This window comes from Zobellia sp. OII3 (assembly GCF_002211465.1).
Lineage (GTDB): Bacteria > Bacteroidota > Bacteroidia > Flavobacteriales > Flavobacteriaceae > Zobellia > Zobellia galactanivorans.
In genome coordinates this window covers 555,421-572,201 of the sequence record NZ_MWRZ01000001.1, presented here as the reverse complement: position 1 = coordinate 572,201, position 16,781 = coordinate 555,421, and the positions used below count along the sequence as shown (strand labels likewise).

The following is a 16,781-nucleotide window of genomic DNA, read 5'->3' as shown; positions in this document are numbered from 1 at the left end:
ATTTGCGAAAAGGTTATTTAACCTTCCCTTAACATTCGTACACCTAAAATGCAGCACTTTTGCAGCAAACTGAAAAAACGTAAAAACAGAACAAATGAAAAAAATGTACTTCGCTTGGGTCGCATTTCTAATGACGACTATCGCATTTTCACAGGGAACCATTACAGGTACTGTTATTGATGGCGAACTTAATGAACCACTGCCAGGGGCTAGTGTTGTTCTGCAAGGAACGACCAACGGAACCTCGACAGATTTTGATGGTCAGTTCAAAATTGAAACGACCAAAAACACAGGAACGCTTCTCGTTTCTTATATTGGATATACATCTAAAAAAGTGGCCTTTACCAGTGCTGGTGATATCGGTCGGATTGTGTTGGAACCAGATGCGGAGCAATTAGGTGAAGTTGTTGTAATTGGTACAGGTATTATCGATTTAGCAAATGATAGAGAAACTCCTATAGCAGTATCTTCTATTCCTGCTAAGCAAATTCAAGAGAAGATTGGGACGCAGGATATTACCATGACAATGGTCAACACTCCATCTGTATACGTCGCTGGACAATCTAGTGGTTATGGGGACTCTCGAATGTCAGTTCGTGGTTTTGGTCAAGATAACACCGCCTTTTTGTTAAATGGACAACCAATAAACGGTATGGAAGATGGATTAATGTACTGGTCTAACTGGTCTGGTCTGGCTGATATAGCGAATGGTGTTCAGATTCAAAGGGGGCTTGGTTCTTCTAAACTAGCAATATCTTCTGTTGGTGGTACAGTTAATTTTGTTACCAAGGCTACTGATAAAAAAGAAGGTGGTTTTGCTTCTTTTGGTATGGCAAATGATAGTTATTATAAAGGTACTTTAGGTTATAGTACAGGAATGAATGAAAATGGTTTTGGAGTAAGTGTTATGTTGAGCCATTGGCAGGGTAACGGGTATAATGATGGTACCGAAGGGTATGGTCAAAATTATTTTATTTCCTTTGGCTATGCCCCAAGTGATCGTCATAATTTGAACTTTTTGTTGACCGGAGCCCCACAATATCATGACCAGAATTACTCAAAACCTATTTCTACATATTTGGAGTATGGACGAAAGTATAATAATAATTATGGTTATCTGGGGGATAAGTTTATTTCTGAGCGTGGTAATTACTATCATAAACCTGTAGCTAATTTAAACTGGGATTTTGATATAAATGATAAATCACAGCTTTCAACAGTTTTATATGCTTCTTGGGGTAGAGGAGGAAGTGTAGGTAATGTTGGTAGCAGAGTGCGTACGGAAGACGGTTATATAAATTGGGGAGCTATAGTCGCTAATAATGAGGCAAGTGCAGATGGATCGTCAACTTATGCTTTGCGTAACTCGGTCAATAATCATTCTTGGTATGGTTTGGTAACCAACTACAATCTTGAATTGAGCGATAATCTTGATTGGAATGTAGGTTTTGATTTGCGTACTTACAAAGGGTCTCACTTTAGGCAAATTCACGATTTGTTAGGTGCTGATTATTTTGAAGATAATGGAAATGTAAGGTATCCTTCTGGAAATCAAATTACAGCAACTTTTAAAGCTAATCCATGGAGCGCGCTTACTAATTATGCGGATGAAGGTGAAAGGTATGCGTGGGATTATGATGAGAGAATTAATTACGGTGGAATATTCACCCAACTTGAGTATGCTGTTGATGATTTCTCATTGTTTGTGCAAGGAGCAGCATCTTCACAGTCACATGTTCGATGGGATAGGTATCAATATGATGAAGCTAACGAAGAGTCTGAGAAAGTGACTAATCCTGGCTTCAATGTAAAAGCGGGAGGAAGCTATAAAATTGATGGGGTTCATAGTATTTATGCAAATACCGGATACTATTCAAGACAACCTTATCATGATAATATTTATCTGAATTTTGGAAATGAGATAAACCCACTTACAGAGAATGAGAAAATATTCGGTTTGGAAGCGGGTTATGGACTACGTCTGAATAATTTCTCTGCTAATATAAACCTATATAGAACTTCTTGGGAAGATAGAGTGGTTACTTCTGCGACTACCGACGATATAACTGGTGAGCAAATCTATACATCTAACTATGGGGTAAAACAGCTGCACTCGGGTATTGAGATAGATGCTAAAGGTCATATCAACCAATTAATGTTGCGAGGGTTTTTATCCATAGGTAATTGGGAATACTCGGGGGATTCAAGAACTGTTGTGAGAGACGAGGATAGAAACCTTTTATCTGAGGTAACTGAAGATGTTGATGGAGGAAAAGTTGGTGATGCTGCTCAATTAACTTTTGGTTTAGGTGCTGATTACCAAATACTGGAGAACTTTTCGGCAGATGCTGATTATAGATTTTATGATAAGCTTTACGCGGATGTAGGTGCTGTCAAAGAGAATTTGGAACTACCTAGTTTTGGTATTCTTGATTTAGGGGCTACCTATAATTTCCCAATAAGTGCAGAAAATAATCTAAGTTTGAGGGTTAATGTTAATAATGCATTGCACAAAATATATATATCTGAACTAACCTCTGCAGATTTGCCAGTTGCGGGTGAGCAAACCTATGATGGGATTGCATTATCTAACTATGCTTATTTTGGTTTAGGTAGAACTTGGAACGTAAGTCTTAGGTATAGCTTTTAATTAAAAAGTAATACGGGATATAACCCTGCCCATCGGCAGGGTTTTTTTATGCTCAAAATTCAGTACATTTAAAGCTTAAAATATAACTACTATGTACGAAATTATTCAAGTTGTTCACTCTTACTTGGCTTATGTTGTTCTTGGCCTTTTATTCTTTGCGGTCGCCAATGCCATAATCGGCTTGGTAGGCAATAAAATGTTTACCATGGAAAAGGACTTGCGCCTAAGTCTTTTTACCTTGATTCTAGCCCATATTCAGCTGTTGATAGGCCTAATCTTATATTTTGTCTCTCCGAGCGGAGTACAGGCAATTCAAACCCTTGGTATGGGAGGACTAAACACTGCGTCACGATTATTGGCAGTAGAGCACCCGTTCATTAACATTATCGCCATTGTCTTGATTACCATAGGTTGGTCACGTCATAAAAAGTTTGTGGAAGGGAATAAAAAATTCAAGAGCATTGCCATTTTCTATGGTTTGGGACTTGTATTGATTCTCAGTCGTATTCCTTGGGGCCAATGGCTCAATTAGTTCCAGGCGAATATCACTTTAAAAACCAACTTAAATTTTATAAAATGAAACACATTACCCTAGCCGTATTGCTGCTTTTTACGTTCACGACCTTTGCTCAAGAAAAAGAACTTTTTAACGGGAAGGACCTTGAGGGATGGACCGTCTATGGCACCGAAAAATGGTATGTAGAAGACGGGCTGTTGATTTGCGAAAGTGGTCCCGATAAACAATATGGTTATTTGGCCACGGATAAGCACTACAAAAATTTTGAGTTGACCTTAGAATTTAAACAAGAGGCAAACGGGAATAGTGGTGTCTTTATTCGCTCAACGGTAGATGGTACCAAGGTAAGCGGTTGGCAGGTAGAGGTAGCTCCTCCTGGGCATAGTACCGGAGGTGTGTACGAATCATACGGTCGTGGCTGGTTGATAAAACCTGAAGCCGAGAAAGATAAAGCCCTGAAAATGGGAGAGTGGAATACCATGAAAATTAGGGTCGATGGAGATACCATTACCTCATGGTTGAACGGTACCGAAATGATTACGCTTACCGATGAGACCATTGGTGCGGGAGAAGGTTCTGTAGCACTTCAGATTCACGATGGTGGTGGTATTAAAGTGAAATGGAGAAATATTAAGATTAAATTACTTCAGTAAAAACGAGTCTACAGGCTTGATTAGATGCTCCGTCGAGAGCGGAATAATCAATTTTTTTTAAGTAGAATAGCATTTGGTCGATGTCTCGAAGGTAGGGTCTTCTAAGGGTGCTTTCAAATACCGGTAAAAATTATTTTTTGCTAGAATCCCTAAAATATTTTCAGACATTAAGACGTTATCGAATAGGTGTAAGCAGAATAAACTTACACCTATTTTAGTTTTTTATGTCAAATTTGTAAAGGAAGGGCAAATGTGAGTTGTTCGGCCTTTTATAAATAACAGATAATTGTAATCTCATTATGAAATCCAATAGTAAAAAATCACCTAAAGGTATTTTAGTTTTATTTTTAGTAATGTTCGTAACGACTATGGCTATTGCCCAGAAGAACGGGGCAAAGACTATAGAGTATGTGCGTACGGCTAAATTTGGGAAGGAAATTGTTTATTATGGCGAAAACAACGAGGTGCTCAATGGTACTTTTAAAATAGCCGAAAGGTCGGGCGCTTACAGTGAAGCCAATTTTATAGATGGAAAACCGGATGGAAAATGGATGGCTTACGATAGTTCTGGGAGACTTGAGTTTTACTCTACTTTTGCTATGGGAGTGGGTCATGGTAAAGGAGAATCATATGCCCAAGATGGTAGCGTACTTAATACATATATGTATAAGAATGGGGAAAATGACGGGGAATGGACCTATCGAAATGCCAAGGGAGTATATAAAATAGAGAATTACAAAGAAGGTTCAAAAGAGGGAAAATGGACAAGTATTACTCGAGATTCTAACGGTAAGGTAACTTCAACGACAACGGAGTATTATAAGGCAAATCAACCAACTGGAAAATGGGAGAGCAAAAATGGAGAAGGTAAGACGATTTGGTTAAAAGTCTATACAGGTGCCAAATCATATACCGAAACCAAATATTTTGAAAATGGAAAAGTGCGATCGTTGGAGACTTATGCCGACGGGAAAAGAAACGGTAAACAGGAATCGTACTATGCTAACGGTTTTAAAAAAGAAGAATCCAAATACGATCAAGGTCTCAAGGTCATGGAAAAAAAGTACCATGACAATGGTAAATTGGCCTTTTCCGCTACTTATAATGCTAATGGACCTATTGGGGTTAGGGAGGAATATAATAAGAAAGGGATAAAAACAAGGCATACCCCTTATGTTGACGGACGTTTGCAAGGCGTAGATATTACCTATAATTTCAATACAGGTAACAAATATGTTGAAAAAGAATATAAGGATGACATCGTAGATGGTATCTATAAGGAATATTATCCTAGTGGGGAATTGGCCAAGGAAGGGCAATATGTCAAGGGGCAGCGAGAAGGGAAATGGAAGTATTACAAAGCGGGAAAAGTAACTAGAGAGATTCAATTTGAAAACGGCAGTCAGGTTTCCGAAAAAAGATTTGATTAGCTGCAGTTCCTAATGTCGTACATTGAGTACTTTAATGGCCTTTCCGGTTCGTTTTTTTAGGGGTGTAATATCGGTTTGATTAAATATATATAGACCGGAAAATGGTCCGAATACCCGCCCGTATAACTGCCTCCCGAATAGGTCCGTTTCGGATACCCTTTGTATCGACCCTTTTTTGTGACCAGGTAAGGGGCGTTGAAAATCCCTGCTTTCCAAAATTTATAACCTCCTTCCGAAGCTTGCAACAGGTTTTGGGTGAAGAATATCTGGTCAAACAAATTCCATTGGTCCCTATAGGCCAAAGAACCTATTCCTTTTTTGTATAATTTCTCCATGGGGTTGTATAGGTCGTTACCTTTCAGTTGACTGACTTTGCCAACGGTTTTGAGCACTTTTTTGAAGCTGTCGTTGGTCGGATCATCGTTAAAATCGCCCATGCTTATAATTTTGGCATTCGCATCTAGCCGCTGAACCGAATCCATAATGTGTTTGTTGAGTTTGGCGGCGGCCATTCGGTTGGGTCTACTTCTCGCTTCTCCCCCACTACGCGAGGGCCAATGGTTTACGATAAAAAATAGTTGCTCGTCATCCAATAGGCCGCTGACTATGAGTTGGTCCCTAGTATAGTTTCTTTCGCCGTCCTCGTTAGTCAATACCAAACGATGACTTGAAGATGAGGTGGGCAAGAATACCTTTTTTTTGTAGAGTAGGGCAACATCTATACCTCGTTCGTCGGGCGAATCGTAATGTACGACGCCGTAATTTTTTGTAATCAAATTTGGGTGATGTAGCAGGTCTTCTATAACCTTGCGGTTTTCAACTTCACAAACACCGATGATATCTGGTGAAGTCTTACTGATGTTAGATCCAATTTCCGATAGAACCTGGGAAAGGTGGTCAAGTTTCTTTCTATAACGTTCCGGGGTCCATTGGTCTTTTCCTTCGGGTGTGCGGTCGTCATCGAATGTAAGACTGTCGTTTTCGGTGTCGAATAGATTTTCGAGGTTGTAGAATGCAATGGTGCGAATACGGTAGGGTTTGTTTTGCTGTGAATTGGCCAAGAATACGAGCAAAAGAAAAACAAGGGTAATTCTAAATTTCATAGTATCAGCGATATAAAAATTTCAATTAACGAAAAAACAGTGATTATTGTAGGGTATTTTTGTAGGAATTTATAAAATTTTTATATATTGAAAGGGTTTGTGGAATATTAAATCTTGGTTAATGCGATTTTCCTTTGTCGCTTTTTTCATGGTTTTCTGCTATGGCCCCGCATGGGCTCAAACGAGCTTTTCCGTAGAGGGAAAAATTGTCTCCCGTCGGTCGGAATTGCCAATCACCAATGCTAAAATCGGTCTTGAGGGACTTCTGATATCTACCCAAGCGGATGACCAAGGAAGGTTCGGGCTTAAGGTTCCCGACGCAGGCGAATATATTCTAACGATTACGGCCGCCGACTATTCGGTAAAACGGCTTCCTATTTCCATAGAAAATGAAAATATTGATTTAGGAGCACTTTATTTAGAAGAGGATATTCGGGCGGAACAAGCCGATAACCTCATTTCCTTAAGCGATTCCGAGCTGTTGGATGATGAGGTCAACTCTAATTCTTCGGCCTTGCTAAGGGCTACTCGAGATGTATTTCTTAATAGGGCCGCCTTTGATTTTGGACAAGCTTTTTTTCGTGTACGGGGCTATGATTCGCAATACGGAAAAGTGCTTTTGAACGGAATCGAAATGAACAAATTTTACGATGGCAGGCCCCAATGGAATAATTGGGGAGGAATGAACGACGTTACGCGAAACCAACAGTTCTCAAATGGCCTGGAAGTATCCGATTATACTTTTGGAGGTATTTTTGGGAGCACCAATATAGATACACGTCCTTCCGGTTTGCGGCCGGGCACCAGGTTGTCCTCTTCATATTCCAATCGTACCTATGCTGGTCGCCTTATGGCTACTTATACATCGAGACTCCATAAAAATGGCTTGGCCTATACGGTATCGGGTTCGAGAAGATGGGCAAAGGAAGGGTATATAGAAGGGACCTTGTATGATGCTTTTTCGCTTTTTGGCGCTGTGGAATACCAATTCGACCAAGACCATAGCATTGCGCTAACTGCGCTATGGGCTTCAAATCGTAGGGGGCGTTCATCGGCCATTACCCAAGAGGTTTTTGATTTAGGGGGGAGTACATACAACCCTTATTGGGGAGAACAAGACGGTGAGATCCGAAATTCTCGGGAACGTATGATCGCAGAGCCTATCTTTATGTTTAACCATTACTTCAGTTCCGATAAGTTTAATTTAAATACGGGCGTTGCCTATCAGTTCGGAACAAATTTTAGAAGTAGATTAGGTTACTTCAACGCCCCGAACCCCGACCCGACATATTATCGCTACCTCCCCAGTTTCTATATTAATAGTCCTATTGGGGCCAATTTCATCAGTGCCCATACGATAAAGGAAGGTTTTTTGAAAAATGCGCAAATCGATTGGGACCTGCTCTATAGTGCGAATGCACAGGGGCAGGCGGCCTATGTATTGTATGACGATGTTTCCGACGACACTCAATTGAGTTTCAATACCACTGGAAACCTGTCTTTGGCCGATGGGCTTTTTGCTGATTTTGGTGTGAGCTATAAAAACCTGGAATCTCATAATTATGCAATGATCGACGATTTGCTGGGCGCGGATTATCATATGGATGTCGACCCCTTTTCAAATACCTTGAACGATAGTAATGGTTCGGTCGAGAAACGGGAAGATGATGTGTTCGGTTATAACTATCGAATGACGGCCGATGCCCTTGAATCGTTTGTTCAGTTTAGGTATGAGCGTAAAAAATGGAATGCCTTTGCCGCAGCAAAGTATGCCGCTACCCAATACCGTCGTAAGGGATTTTTTCACAATGGGCGCTATCCCGATAGTTCATTGGGAGAGAGTGATGAGATTACATTCAATACCTATGGCCTTAAATCGGGGTTGGCCTATAAATTGACCGGAAGGCACTGGTTTGCCGCACACGGGGCATACCTTGTGAAGCCTCCGGTATTGCAGAATGTTTTTGTCAACCCGCGTGAGAATAATAGTGTCGTACCCGACATTCAGGCTGAAACGAATACGAGTCTTGATCTTAATTATTTTTATCGCCTTCCCCAAATGACCGGTAGGCTTACGGGTTTTTATACCCGCTTTCAAAATACCACCGATGTAAATTTCTTTTTTGTCGATACCGGTGTGGGGTCGGACTTCGTTCAAGAGGTCCTCACGGGGCTTGACAAACTGCATATGGGCACCGAACTAGGATTGGAGTATAAAGTGTCGTCTTCTGTGAAATTAAGCGCTGTAGCGGCCGTAGGTAAATATGTCTATGCGAGTGACCCGAATGTAACGATCAATTTTGATACCGCGGGCAGGGAAGAGGATCTGATCAACCTAGAAGGTGCCGTGGATTTAGGGGTGGCCAAAATCAAAGATTACAAATTGGCACAGGGGCCGCAACAGGCCTATGCAATAGGTATAGAGTATCGTGACCCGAAATATTGGTGGGTAGGGGCAACAGCAAATTATTTGGCGAACAACTACACCAATATTTCTACGGTTTCCAGAACCCGAAGCTTTTATTTGAACCCTGAAACAAATGAGCCTTTTGTAGATGCTACGGAAGAAAATGTTCATAAGATATTGGCGCAAAAACCCTTGGACAATTTTTATCTTCTGAATCTAGTCGGAGGCAAATCTTGGTTAAAAAACGGAAAATATATCAGTGTTTTTGCCAGCATCAACAATGTATTTGACGGTGTGTTCAGAACAGGTGGGTATGAACAAAGTCGCAATGGGAATTACGGACAGTTCAAACAGGATAATTTGAGTGGCACCCCATCTTTTGCCCCAAAATATTGGTACGGTTACGGTCGCACTTACTTTTTGAATTTAGCGTACAGCTTCTAAAATACAGTAAATGAGAAACACATTTTGTTGGAAGAGGGTGTTTATGGGATTTTCGGCGCTTATGGTCGTATGGCTTGCCGCTTGTGTAAAAAACCGCAGTTATGATGTGCCTCCTGTCGCTTGCCTTTCCAATATAAAGGCCAATGCCACTTATTCCGAAGTGAAAAATTTGTATAAGGGTGAGACGATCCAGATTCAAGAGGATCTGATCATAGAAGGCTTTGTCGTTTCTTCCGATGCGGCGGGTAATTTTTTTAGTGTATTGTATTTTCAAGACAGTCCCTCAAATCCGACACAGGGCTTTCAAATTGAGATCGACCTCCGTGATTCGCATTTGTTTTATCCGGTAGGCAGTAAGATCGGAATCAAATTAAAAGGCTTGTACTTAGGTAAGAGTAAAGATGTGTTCAAATTGGGAGGAAGCTTTATGTCTTTCGGGAATATTTCCGTGGGGAGACTGCCTGCAGCTGTCGTAAATGAACATATTTTTAGGTTTTGTAATGGGGATGCCGTCATCGAACCTACCCAGATTGTTATTTCGGATATAGAAAAAGAACAGACCAATACCTTAGTGACCTTGAACGATGTGGAGTTTGTGGAAAATGTCTTGGAGCAGAATTTTGCCGAAGTCGGAGAGGAGACCGAACGTCTTTTAACCGATTGTGCCGATAAGGAGATTGTGGTCTTGAATAGCGGTTTTTCCGATTTTCAGTCAGAGACACTTCCTGATGGTAGGGGTAGATTAACGGGAGTTTTGTTACGTGAGAACGATAGTTATATGATGCGTATCCGGAACTTGGACGATGTCGATTTTGACCAAGAACGATGTGCTGAGTTGATAGATGAGTTTACTTCTGAACATATTCTTATTTCAGAATTGGCCGATCCCGACAATAATGCTTCCGCCCGGTTTGTGGAGCTCTACAACGCTTCCGATGGGGCACTGAGCCTAAAGGGATGGACGTTGGAACGATATACCAATGCAAATACCGAAGTGGGGTCGAAAATCGACTTGTCTCCCTTGACCATAGATGCTGGTGGTTATGTGGTGATTTCCCCTAATGCAGCGGAGTTTGAGTCCGTTTATGGTTTTTCGCCCGATTTGGCCGTAGGTACGAATAGTCCGGCAGATTCAAACGGAGATGATAACCTTCAGTTGGTAGATCCTTTCGGAAAAATTATAGATGTATTTGGTGTTGTTGGTGAAGACGGCACCGGAACAAATCATGAATTTGAAGATGGCAGGGCCATACGTAGGCCAGAAGTTTTAAAAGGGAATGCAAACTTTAATTTTGATGAATGGCAAATATGGAACGACTCTGGCAGTATGGGAACAATTAAACAGGTGAAAATAGCACCGGATGATTTCTCTCCCAAAGAAAAAGATTAATAACTATAATTAGACCAGAATGGCTTGCAATGCTTCCGCGTAAATAGGTTTAATAAGGTAGTTGTTTTCTAATTTAAAGGTTTTGGCAGTCTCAATATCCATAGGGCTAAGAGAAGAGGTCATCATATAAACGGTTGGTTCTTCTTTGTCTTTAGGCCAGATTTCACGCATTTCTGAAATAAAATCCCATCCTCCCATCACGGGCATATTAATGTCAATTAAAATTAGCGAAGGTAGGGTTGTGTCTTCATCGATCATTTCCTGAAAGCTCTCTATGGCGTCAAGGCCGTTCTCGTAAACTAATAGCTCCGATGAGAATTCAAGAGCTTGCATTGCTCGTTTTAATCCAAAAACGGCTATGGCGTCATCGTCTACGATGCATGTTTTTTTTAAATTATTCATTCAATAAAAAGTGTGAATTGCTAGATTTTAAGGATGCTGTTATACTGTCCTAGCGGTCTAAAATAAGCAAATACCCTTAGCTACCCACATGTTTAAGAATATTATGTAGGTCTTCTACTGAAATAGGTTTTAGAATGTAATTGTTAACAACCTTATATTCATGTATCCTTGCAATATCCCGCGGGTCAACAGAAGAACTTATAATGTAAATGGTAATATTTTCACTGTTGTTATTGGGTAATTGAACAAATTCATCTAAAAACTCCCACCCGTTCATTATGGGCATGTTTATATCCAAAAAAATCATAGATGGCAGTTCCTCTCCCTTTTTAGTCATTGCCTTTAGTCCGTCAAACGCAGCGAGGCCATCATTATAAACAATGATCTCGTCAGCAAAGTCAACTTCGTTCATGATACGTTTGGTACCGTAGATAAAGATAGGGTCGTCGTCTATAATGCAGACACTCTTAATTTTAGTGATATTCATATTCATGTCAATGGTTTTTTAAAGTGTAGTTTAAAGGTACTTCCCACACCTACGGTGCTTTCTACCTCAATTTTTCCGTTCATGGCTTCTATTTGGTTTTTCGTAATAAACAGACCTATGCCTTTGGCGTCTTTATTGCGATGAAACGTTTTGTACATACCAAAAAGTTTTTCCCTATGCTTGTTTAGGTCTATTCCCAAGCCATTGTCTTTAAATGAAAGAATTATATTTTCTTCGTTTACTTCTGAACTTATTTGGATTAAAGGTTTTCTGTCTGGTGAACTGTATTTAATACCATTAGAGAGTAAGTTTAAAACAATGCTGTCTAAATAGGCAGGGATAGCACTAACCATCAGATTTTCAGGAATGTTGATTTCGCAAACCGCATTTTTTTCCTGTATTATAAGATTGAGGTTTTTCTTTACATTTTTGATGCTATCATATAGGTTGATGCTCTTCATCTTTTCCAAAGCACCTACTTTTACCTGAACCACCTCGTTTAAATGTAAAATGGTCTCATTAAGACTGTCTGATGCGCCACTAAGCATGCCCAAAAGGTTTTGGCGCTCTTCATCACTTTCTTCTTTAACAAGAAATTTAGTAAGCATTGCCAAGTTACTGGAATGTGATCGTAGGTTATGTGATACGATATGGGCAAAATTTAGAAGGCTTTCATTTTGTTCTGATGTGATATCTACTAAGCGAGTCAATTTTTTCTCATTCTCTATCTGAGGTGTGATATCCGTAATCTGTGAAATGAAATGTAATATTTTACCATTAATATTTCTGACCGCGGTTACCGTAAGTATTCCGTGAACAATACTGCCATCTTTATGGAAATAACGTTTTCCCATTCTATAGCTGGGTATTTCTCCGGCAATAGTTTGGTTTAATAGTTCAATATCGTTCTGTAAATCTTCTGGATGGGTAATTTGCTGAAAAGTTAATTTAAGAAGCTCCTCTTCTTCATACCCTAGACTAGAACAAAGGCTTTGGTTTACTTTTATCCATTTGCCATTTATACTTACAATGGCCATACCTGTATCCGAGTTTTCAAAAGCACCAAAAAATGATTCTTGACTTTTGGAAAGCATCATTTGGGTATTCTTCAACTCGGTAATGTCCCAATTGGTCCCCGTCATTTTAATGGCCTTCCCATCGGCATTTCGTTGGGTTACTGCAGAGGCCTTTATGTATCGTGTCTCGCCGTTGGGCCATACGACTCTAAACTCGGTATCGAACTCTTTTTCACCTGATATGGCCATTGCAATTTCTTTCTCTCCCCGTATCTTGTCACCTGGGTGAAGGCCCGATTGCCAAGCTTCATACACGCCATTAAAATCTTTTTTGTCAATTCCGTAGAGTAGATACATATTATCGTCCCACACGAGTTGGTTGTTTACGATGTCAAAGTCCCAAATGCCAACATTTGCCCCTGTAGTAGCAATTTCCAGTCTTTGGGTGGCCTCAAAAAACTTAAGTTCTGTCTTCTTTTTTTCATCAATATCTTGAAAGGTGCCAAAAAGTCGTACACATTTGCCATCTAAAAACTCTACTTCGCCCTTTGCCCTAACCCATACTTCATTACCTTTTTTGGTAATGATTATCAATTCTGTATCCCAAGGGGTACCATCCGCAATAGCGTTGGTTATTAAATTCGTTATTTTCTCTCTGTGCTCTCCTTTTTTATAAAAATTTATTCCAGTTTCAAGGTCAGGTTTAAAATCTCTGGGTACTTCATGTATGTCTTTTGTAATATCTGTCCAGTATATAAAATTTGTGGTCATGTCAACCTCCCAACCACCAATTCTAGCTACACGCTCTGCTTTTTGATAAAGTTCTTCAAGACGCTTAGTTTTGGTTACATCTTCCAGAAGAACAATGAGACCGCCAATTTCTTCGTCACTATTGGTCCAAGCATTTATTTTCCACTTTAACCATTGGATTTTACCACTTGGGAAAATGAATTTTTCACCCTCGCTAAGGTTTCTTGATCCGTTTTCAAGGCATTCACATAATATAGATTTTAGTTTTTCTGGAGTATGTGGAATAACGTCAAAATAATTTTTGCCTAAGATTGATTCGTGATCAGGACAAAAATCATTGAGCCACACTCTGGAGTTTCCTGCAAAACGTAGTTGCGTGTCTAAAATAGCAACTGCGCTGGGGGAATCTTTTATTAGGGATGTGATTGATAGTGTTTGCAAGTTGGGGGATTTATGTTAAAAATATGAGCGCTACACTTTGTTGTGAGAATTTACCGTCCCAGTCGATGTCTGTATTCCAACAAGAGTTATGTAGCTATAATCTAAAAAGATACTGAAAAACTTTCTAATCTGTATGAACAAAGCCTGAAAATCTTCAATAGGGGCAAATTCATGTTCTATTAACGCACTGCTTAGTATCTTATTTAATAGTAAAAATCTATGTCAAGATAATTATTTAATATAAAAATTTTATAGTTGTCTTTGTGTTTTAGGTAAATTTACAAATAGAATTGCTTGATTATCAATTTAATCACTCATTATACAACATATATAAACAACAATTAGAACCATGAAGAAAAAACTAACTACATCAGCAGGAGCACCGGTATCTAATAATCAACGATCAAAAACCGCAGGAGAACGAGGTCCGGTAGTCGTTCAAGACTACAAGCTTTTAGAGAAACTTGCACATCAGAATAGGGAAAGAATACCCGAACGTGTAGTGCATGCCAAAGGTTGGGGCGCCATGGGTACCTTCACCGTAACACACGATATATCAAAATATACTTGTGCGAAAATATTTTCCGAGATAGGAAAGAAGACGCCCGTTCTCACAAGGTTTTCTACCGTGGCCGGAGAAATGGGAGCAGCCGATACCGAACGTGATGTTAGGGGGTTCTCGGTCAAGTTTTATACCGAAGAAGGCAATTGGGACATGGTGGGTAACAATACCCCCGTTTTCTTCTTAAGGGACGGTTATAAATTCCCCGATTTTATCCATACCCAAAAAAGACATCCTAAAACCAATTTGCGTTCGCCGGAAGCCATGTGGGATTATTGGTCACTTTCACCTGAAAGCCTTCATCAAGTAACCATATTGATGTCGGACAGGGGTATCCCTATTACGCCAATGCATATGAATGGCTACGGCTCACACACGTATAGCTTTTGGAACAATGATGGCGAGCGGTTTTGGGTAAAGTTCCATTTCAAGACCCAACAAGGACATAAGCATTATACGAATGAAGAATCGGCGGAAATCATCGGTCAGACCCGGGAAAAGTATCAAGAAGAACTTTTTGGGGCCATTGAAGCGGGCAATTATCCGAAATGGACATTGAAAGTGCAGATTATGCCCGAAGCCGATGCCGAAAAAACACCTTATAACCCTTTCGACCTTACCAAGGTATGGCCACATGCCGATTACCCTTTAATCGAGGTAGGTGAGCTAGAGTTGAACAAGAATCCCGATAATTATTGGCAGTTTGTTGAGAATGCGGCGTATTCGCCCTCTAATGTTGTACCGGGTATAGGCTTTTCTCCCGACAAAGTATTACAGGCCCGTATTTTTAGCTATGCCGATGCACATAGGTATCGTTTGGGAACCCACTACGAGGCACTGCCTGCAAATGCACCTATCAACGAACTGAACCACTATCATAAAGACGGGGCAATGCGCTTTTTTACGAATGATTTTGGTAATCCGGATGCGTATTATGAGCCTAATTCAAAAGGAGGGCCGGAAGAGGTGCCAAGTGCAGAGGAGCCGCCAATGAAAATAAGTGGTGATGTGATGCGATATGAAGAAAACGATACTCTGGGCGACTATAAGCAGCCGGGAGATTTGTTCCGTATGTTCGATGAAGGCCAAAGACAACGTTTGTTCAATAATATTGCTACGGCCATGGAAGGCGTTTCCGAAGAAATAGTGCAACGTCAATTGAAACATTTTTACGCAGCCGACCCAGCCTATGGGGCAGGGGTTGAAAAGGCGCTAAGTGACCAAAAAGGAGGACTCGACCCTAATTCAAATGTAAGGCCCGAAGAGGTCGGGGCATAGTTCCTGAACCGAACGGGGATTTCCAAAATAGAAATCCATTAATAAAACACTAGGGTCACGGCGCATACCGTGGCTCTTTTGTTTAAATTTATAAAACGAAAGTTTATGGTTGAATACCATAAGACAAATAAAGACAAGTGAGATTATGAGCGATAGGTTTTTTAATGAAATACGCCTGGGCAACCTAGAAGCGGTAACCCATATGTTAAATGATAATCCCGAATTGGTAGATGCCGTAGATCAAAGGGGCTCTACCCCCCTTATTTTGGCTACGTATTACGATCAAATGGAAATAGCCGAATTGTTGTTGGACAAAGGTGCTAAGATCGATGCCATAGATGGGTCCGGGAACACCGCGCTAATGGGGGTGTGCTTTAAGGGATTTGCGGGCATTGCAGAAATGTTGATCGAAAGAGGGGCGAATGTGAACGAACGGAATTCTATGGGGGCTACCAGCCTTATTTATGCCGCTACCTTCAATCGGCCGGAAATTGCCAAACTCTTGCTGGAACACGGGGCCGATACTACGGCTAAAGATGCTAGGGGCAACACGGCCCATGATCATGCAAAAATGCAAGGTGTGCCCGAATTGATAGAGTTGTTGGCCGCTGAGCTTTAATTTAGGGAGGGAATGAAGCAATTAGAGCAAATTAAACGTATAAAGGCGCTGGCGGAAACGGGACTTGTATATGCCGAAGATGAATACAACCGCGAACGCTATACCGAACTCAAACAGCTTGCCCTTGAACTTTTGGCCTCGGTAGCCGATAAACCTTTGTCGGTTTTAGATGATTTTTATATGCCGGTTACGGATTATCCCACCCCTAAAGTCGATGTACGTGGATTGGTCCTTAACGAGAAAAATCAGATTTTGATGGCCAAGGAAAGTGTAGACGGCAAATGGACCATACCCGGTGGATGGGCGGAGGTGGGTTATTCGCCCTCGGCTTGCATTATGAAGGAGATAGAAGAAGAAACGGGGTTGATTACCAATGTGGTAAGGCTTATGGCCGTTTATGATAAGCAATCGCATCCGCATCCGCCACAGCCTTTTTACGTATATAAACTGTGTTTTTTATGCCGACTTAGCGGGGGCAAGCTTACCCCTGGTTTCGATATGCGTGGGGCCGCTTTTTTTGATATTGACGATTTGCCCGAAATATCAAAAGACCGTATTTTGGTTTCCCAACTTAAACAATTGCACGCCATGGCAATTGAAAATAAAACGGAAGTGTATTTTGATTGATGTTT

At 40.6% G+C, this 16,781-nt stretch carries 13 protein-coding genes; 9 read left to right on the top strand and 4 right to left on the bottom strand.

Going from position 1 to position 16,781, the window contains the following annotated elements; translation table 11 throughout:
* Positions 1–94 precede the first annotated feature (94 nt).
* The 4 genes from B4Q04_RS02385 to B4Q04_RS02370 all read left to right on the top strand — a co-directional run bounded on the left by B4Q04_RS02385 (position 95) and on the right by B4Q04_RS02370 (position 5,250).
* A complete protein-coding gene (locus tag B4Q04_RS02385; protein WP_013992802.1) occupies positions 95–2,650 on the top strand; it encodes a TonB-dependent receptor in 2,556 nt (851 codons plus the stop codon).
* Positions 2,651–2,741: 91 nt separating this feature from the next.
* On the top strand, positions 2,742–3,182 hold the full coding sequence (locus B4Q04_RS02380) for a hypothetical protein (protein ID WP_088695894.1): 441 nt from the start codon (positions 2,742–2,744) through the stop codon (positions 3,180–3,182).
* Between the two features lie 44 nt (positions 3,183–3,226).
* The gene (locus B4Q04_RS02375; protein ID WP_088696372.1) at positions 3,227–3,820 is read left to right on the top strand and encodes a DUF1080 domain-containing protein; all 594 of its coding nucleotides are present in this window, start codon (positions 3,227–3,229) and stop codon (positions 3,818–3,820) included.
* Between the two features lie 299 nt (positions 3,821–4,119).
* Positions 4,120–5,250 carry a toxin-antitoxin system YwqK family antitoxin gene (locus B4Q04_RS02370; protein ID WP_088695893.1) on the top strand — a complete coding sequence of 377 codons (1,131 nt, stop codon included), beginning with the start codon at positions 4,120–4,122 and terminating at the stop codon, positions 5,248–5,250.
* Between the two features lie 56 nt (positions 5,251–5,306).
* Here the strand turns inward: B4Q04_RS02370 and B4Q04_RS02365 are convergent, their stop codons facing one another.
* On the bottom strand, positions 5,307–6,353 hold the full coding sequence (locus B4Q04_RS02365) for an endonuclease/exonuclease/phosphatase family protein (protein ID WP_088695892.1): 1,047 nt from the start codon (positions 6,351–6,353) through the stop codon (positions 5,307–5,309).
* A 121-nt stretch (positions 6,354–6,474) separates the two neighbouring features.
* On the opposite strand from B4Q04_RS02365, the gene B4Q04_RS02360 reads away from it, so the two are divergent.
* The gene (locus tag B4Q04_RS02360) at positions 6,475–9,204 is read left to right on the top strand and encodes a carboxypeptidase-like regulatory domain-containing protein (protein ID WP_088695891.1); all 2,730 of its coding nucleotides are present in this window, start codon (positions 6,475–6,477) and stop codon (positions 9,202–9,204) included.
* A gap of 10 nt (positions 9,205–9,214) precedes the next feature.
* Positions 9,215–10,594 (top strand): DUF5689 domain-containing protein, encoded by a 1,380-nt coding sequence (locus B4Q04_RS02355; RefSeq protein ID WP_088695890.1) that lies wholly within the window; start codon positions 9,215–9,217, stop codon positions 10,592–10,594.
* A gap of 9 nt (positions 10,595–10,603) precedes the next feature.
* Here B4Q04_RS02355 and B4Q04_RS02350 read toward each other — a convergent pair whose 3' ends face one another.
* From B4Q04_RS02350 to B4Q04_RS02340, 3 genes are all read right to left on the bottom strand, one after another.
* Positions 10,604–10,996, bottom strand: coding sequence for a response regulator (locus tag B4Q04_RS02350; RefSeq protein ID WP_088695889.1), 393 nt, complete (start codon positions 10,994–10,996; stop codon positions 10,604–10,606).
* Between the two features lie 76 nt (positions 10,997–11,072).
* Positions 11,073–11,489 (bottom strand): response regulator, encoded by a 417-nt coding sequence (locus tag B4Q04_RS02345; protein WP_236630956.1) that lies wholly within the window; start codon positions 11,487–11,489, stop codon positions 11,073–11,075.
* Complete coding sequence (locus B4Q04_RS02340; protein ID WP_088695888.1) at positions 11,486–13,690, bottom strand: PAS domain-containing sensor histidine kinase; 2,205 nt, start codon at positions 13,688–13,690, stop codon at positions 11,486–11,488. The genes B4Q04_RS02345 and B4Q04_RS02340 overlap by 4 nt, the downstream gene beginning before the upstream one ends.
* Before the next feature lie 349 nt (positions 13,691–14,039).
* On the opposite strand from B4Q04_RS02340, the gene B4Q04_RS02335 reads away from it, so the two are divergent.
* The 3 genes from B4Q04_RS02335 to B4Q04_RS02325 all read left to right on the top strand — a co-directional run bounded on the left by B4Q04_RS02335 (position 14,040) and on the right by B4Q04_RS02325 (position 16,776).
* Positions 14,040–15,530 (top strand): catalase, encoded by a 1,491-nt coding sequence (locus B4Q04_RS02335; protein ID WP_088695887.1) that lies wholly within the window; start codon positions 14,040–14,042, stop codon positions 15,528–15,530.
* Positions 15,531–15,675: 145 nt separating this feature from the next.
* Complete coding sequence (locus B4Q04_RS02330; protein WP_013992791.1) at positions 15,676–16,149, top strand: ankyrin repeat domain-containing protein; 474 nt, start codon at positions 15,676–15,678, stop codon at positions 16,147–16,149.
* Positions 16,150–16,161: 12 nt separating this feature from the next.
* Positions 16,162–16,776 (top strand): NUDIX hydrolase, encoded by a 615-nt coding sequence (locus tag B4Q04_RS02325; protein WP_088695886.1) that lies wholly within the window; start codon positions 16,162–16,164, stop codon positions 16,774–16,776.
* Positions 16,777–16,781 lie beyond the last annotated feature (5 nt).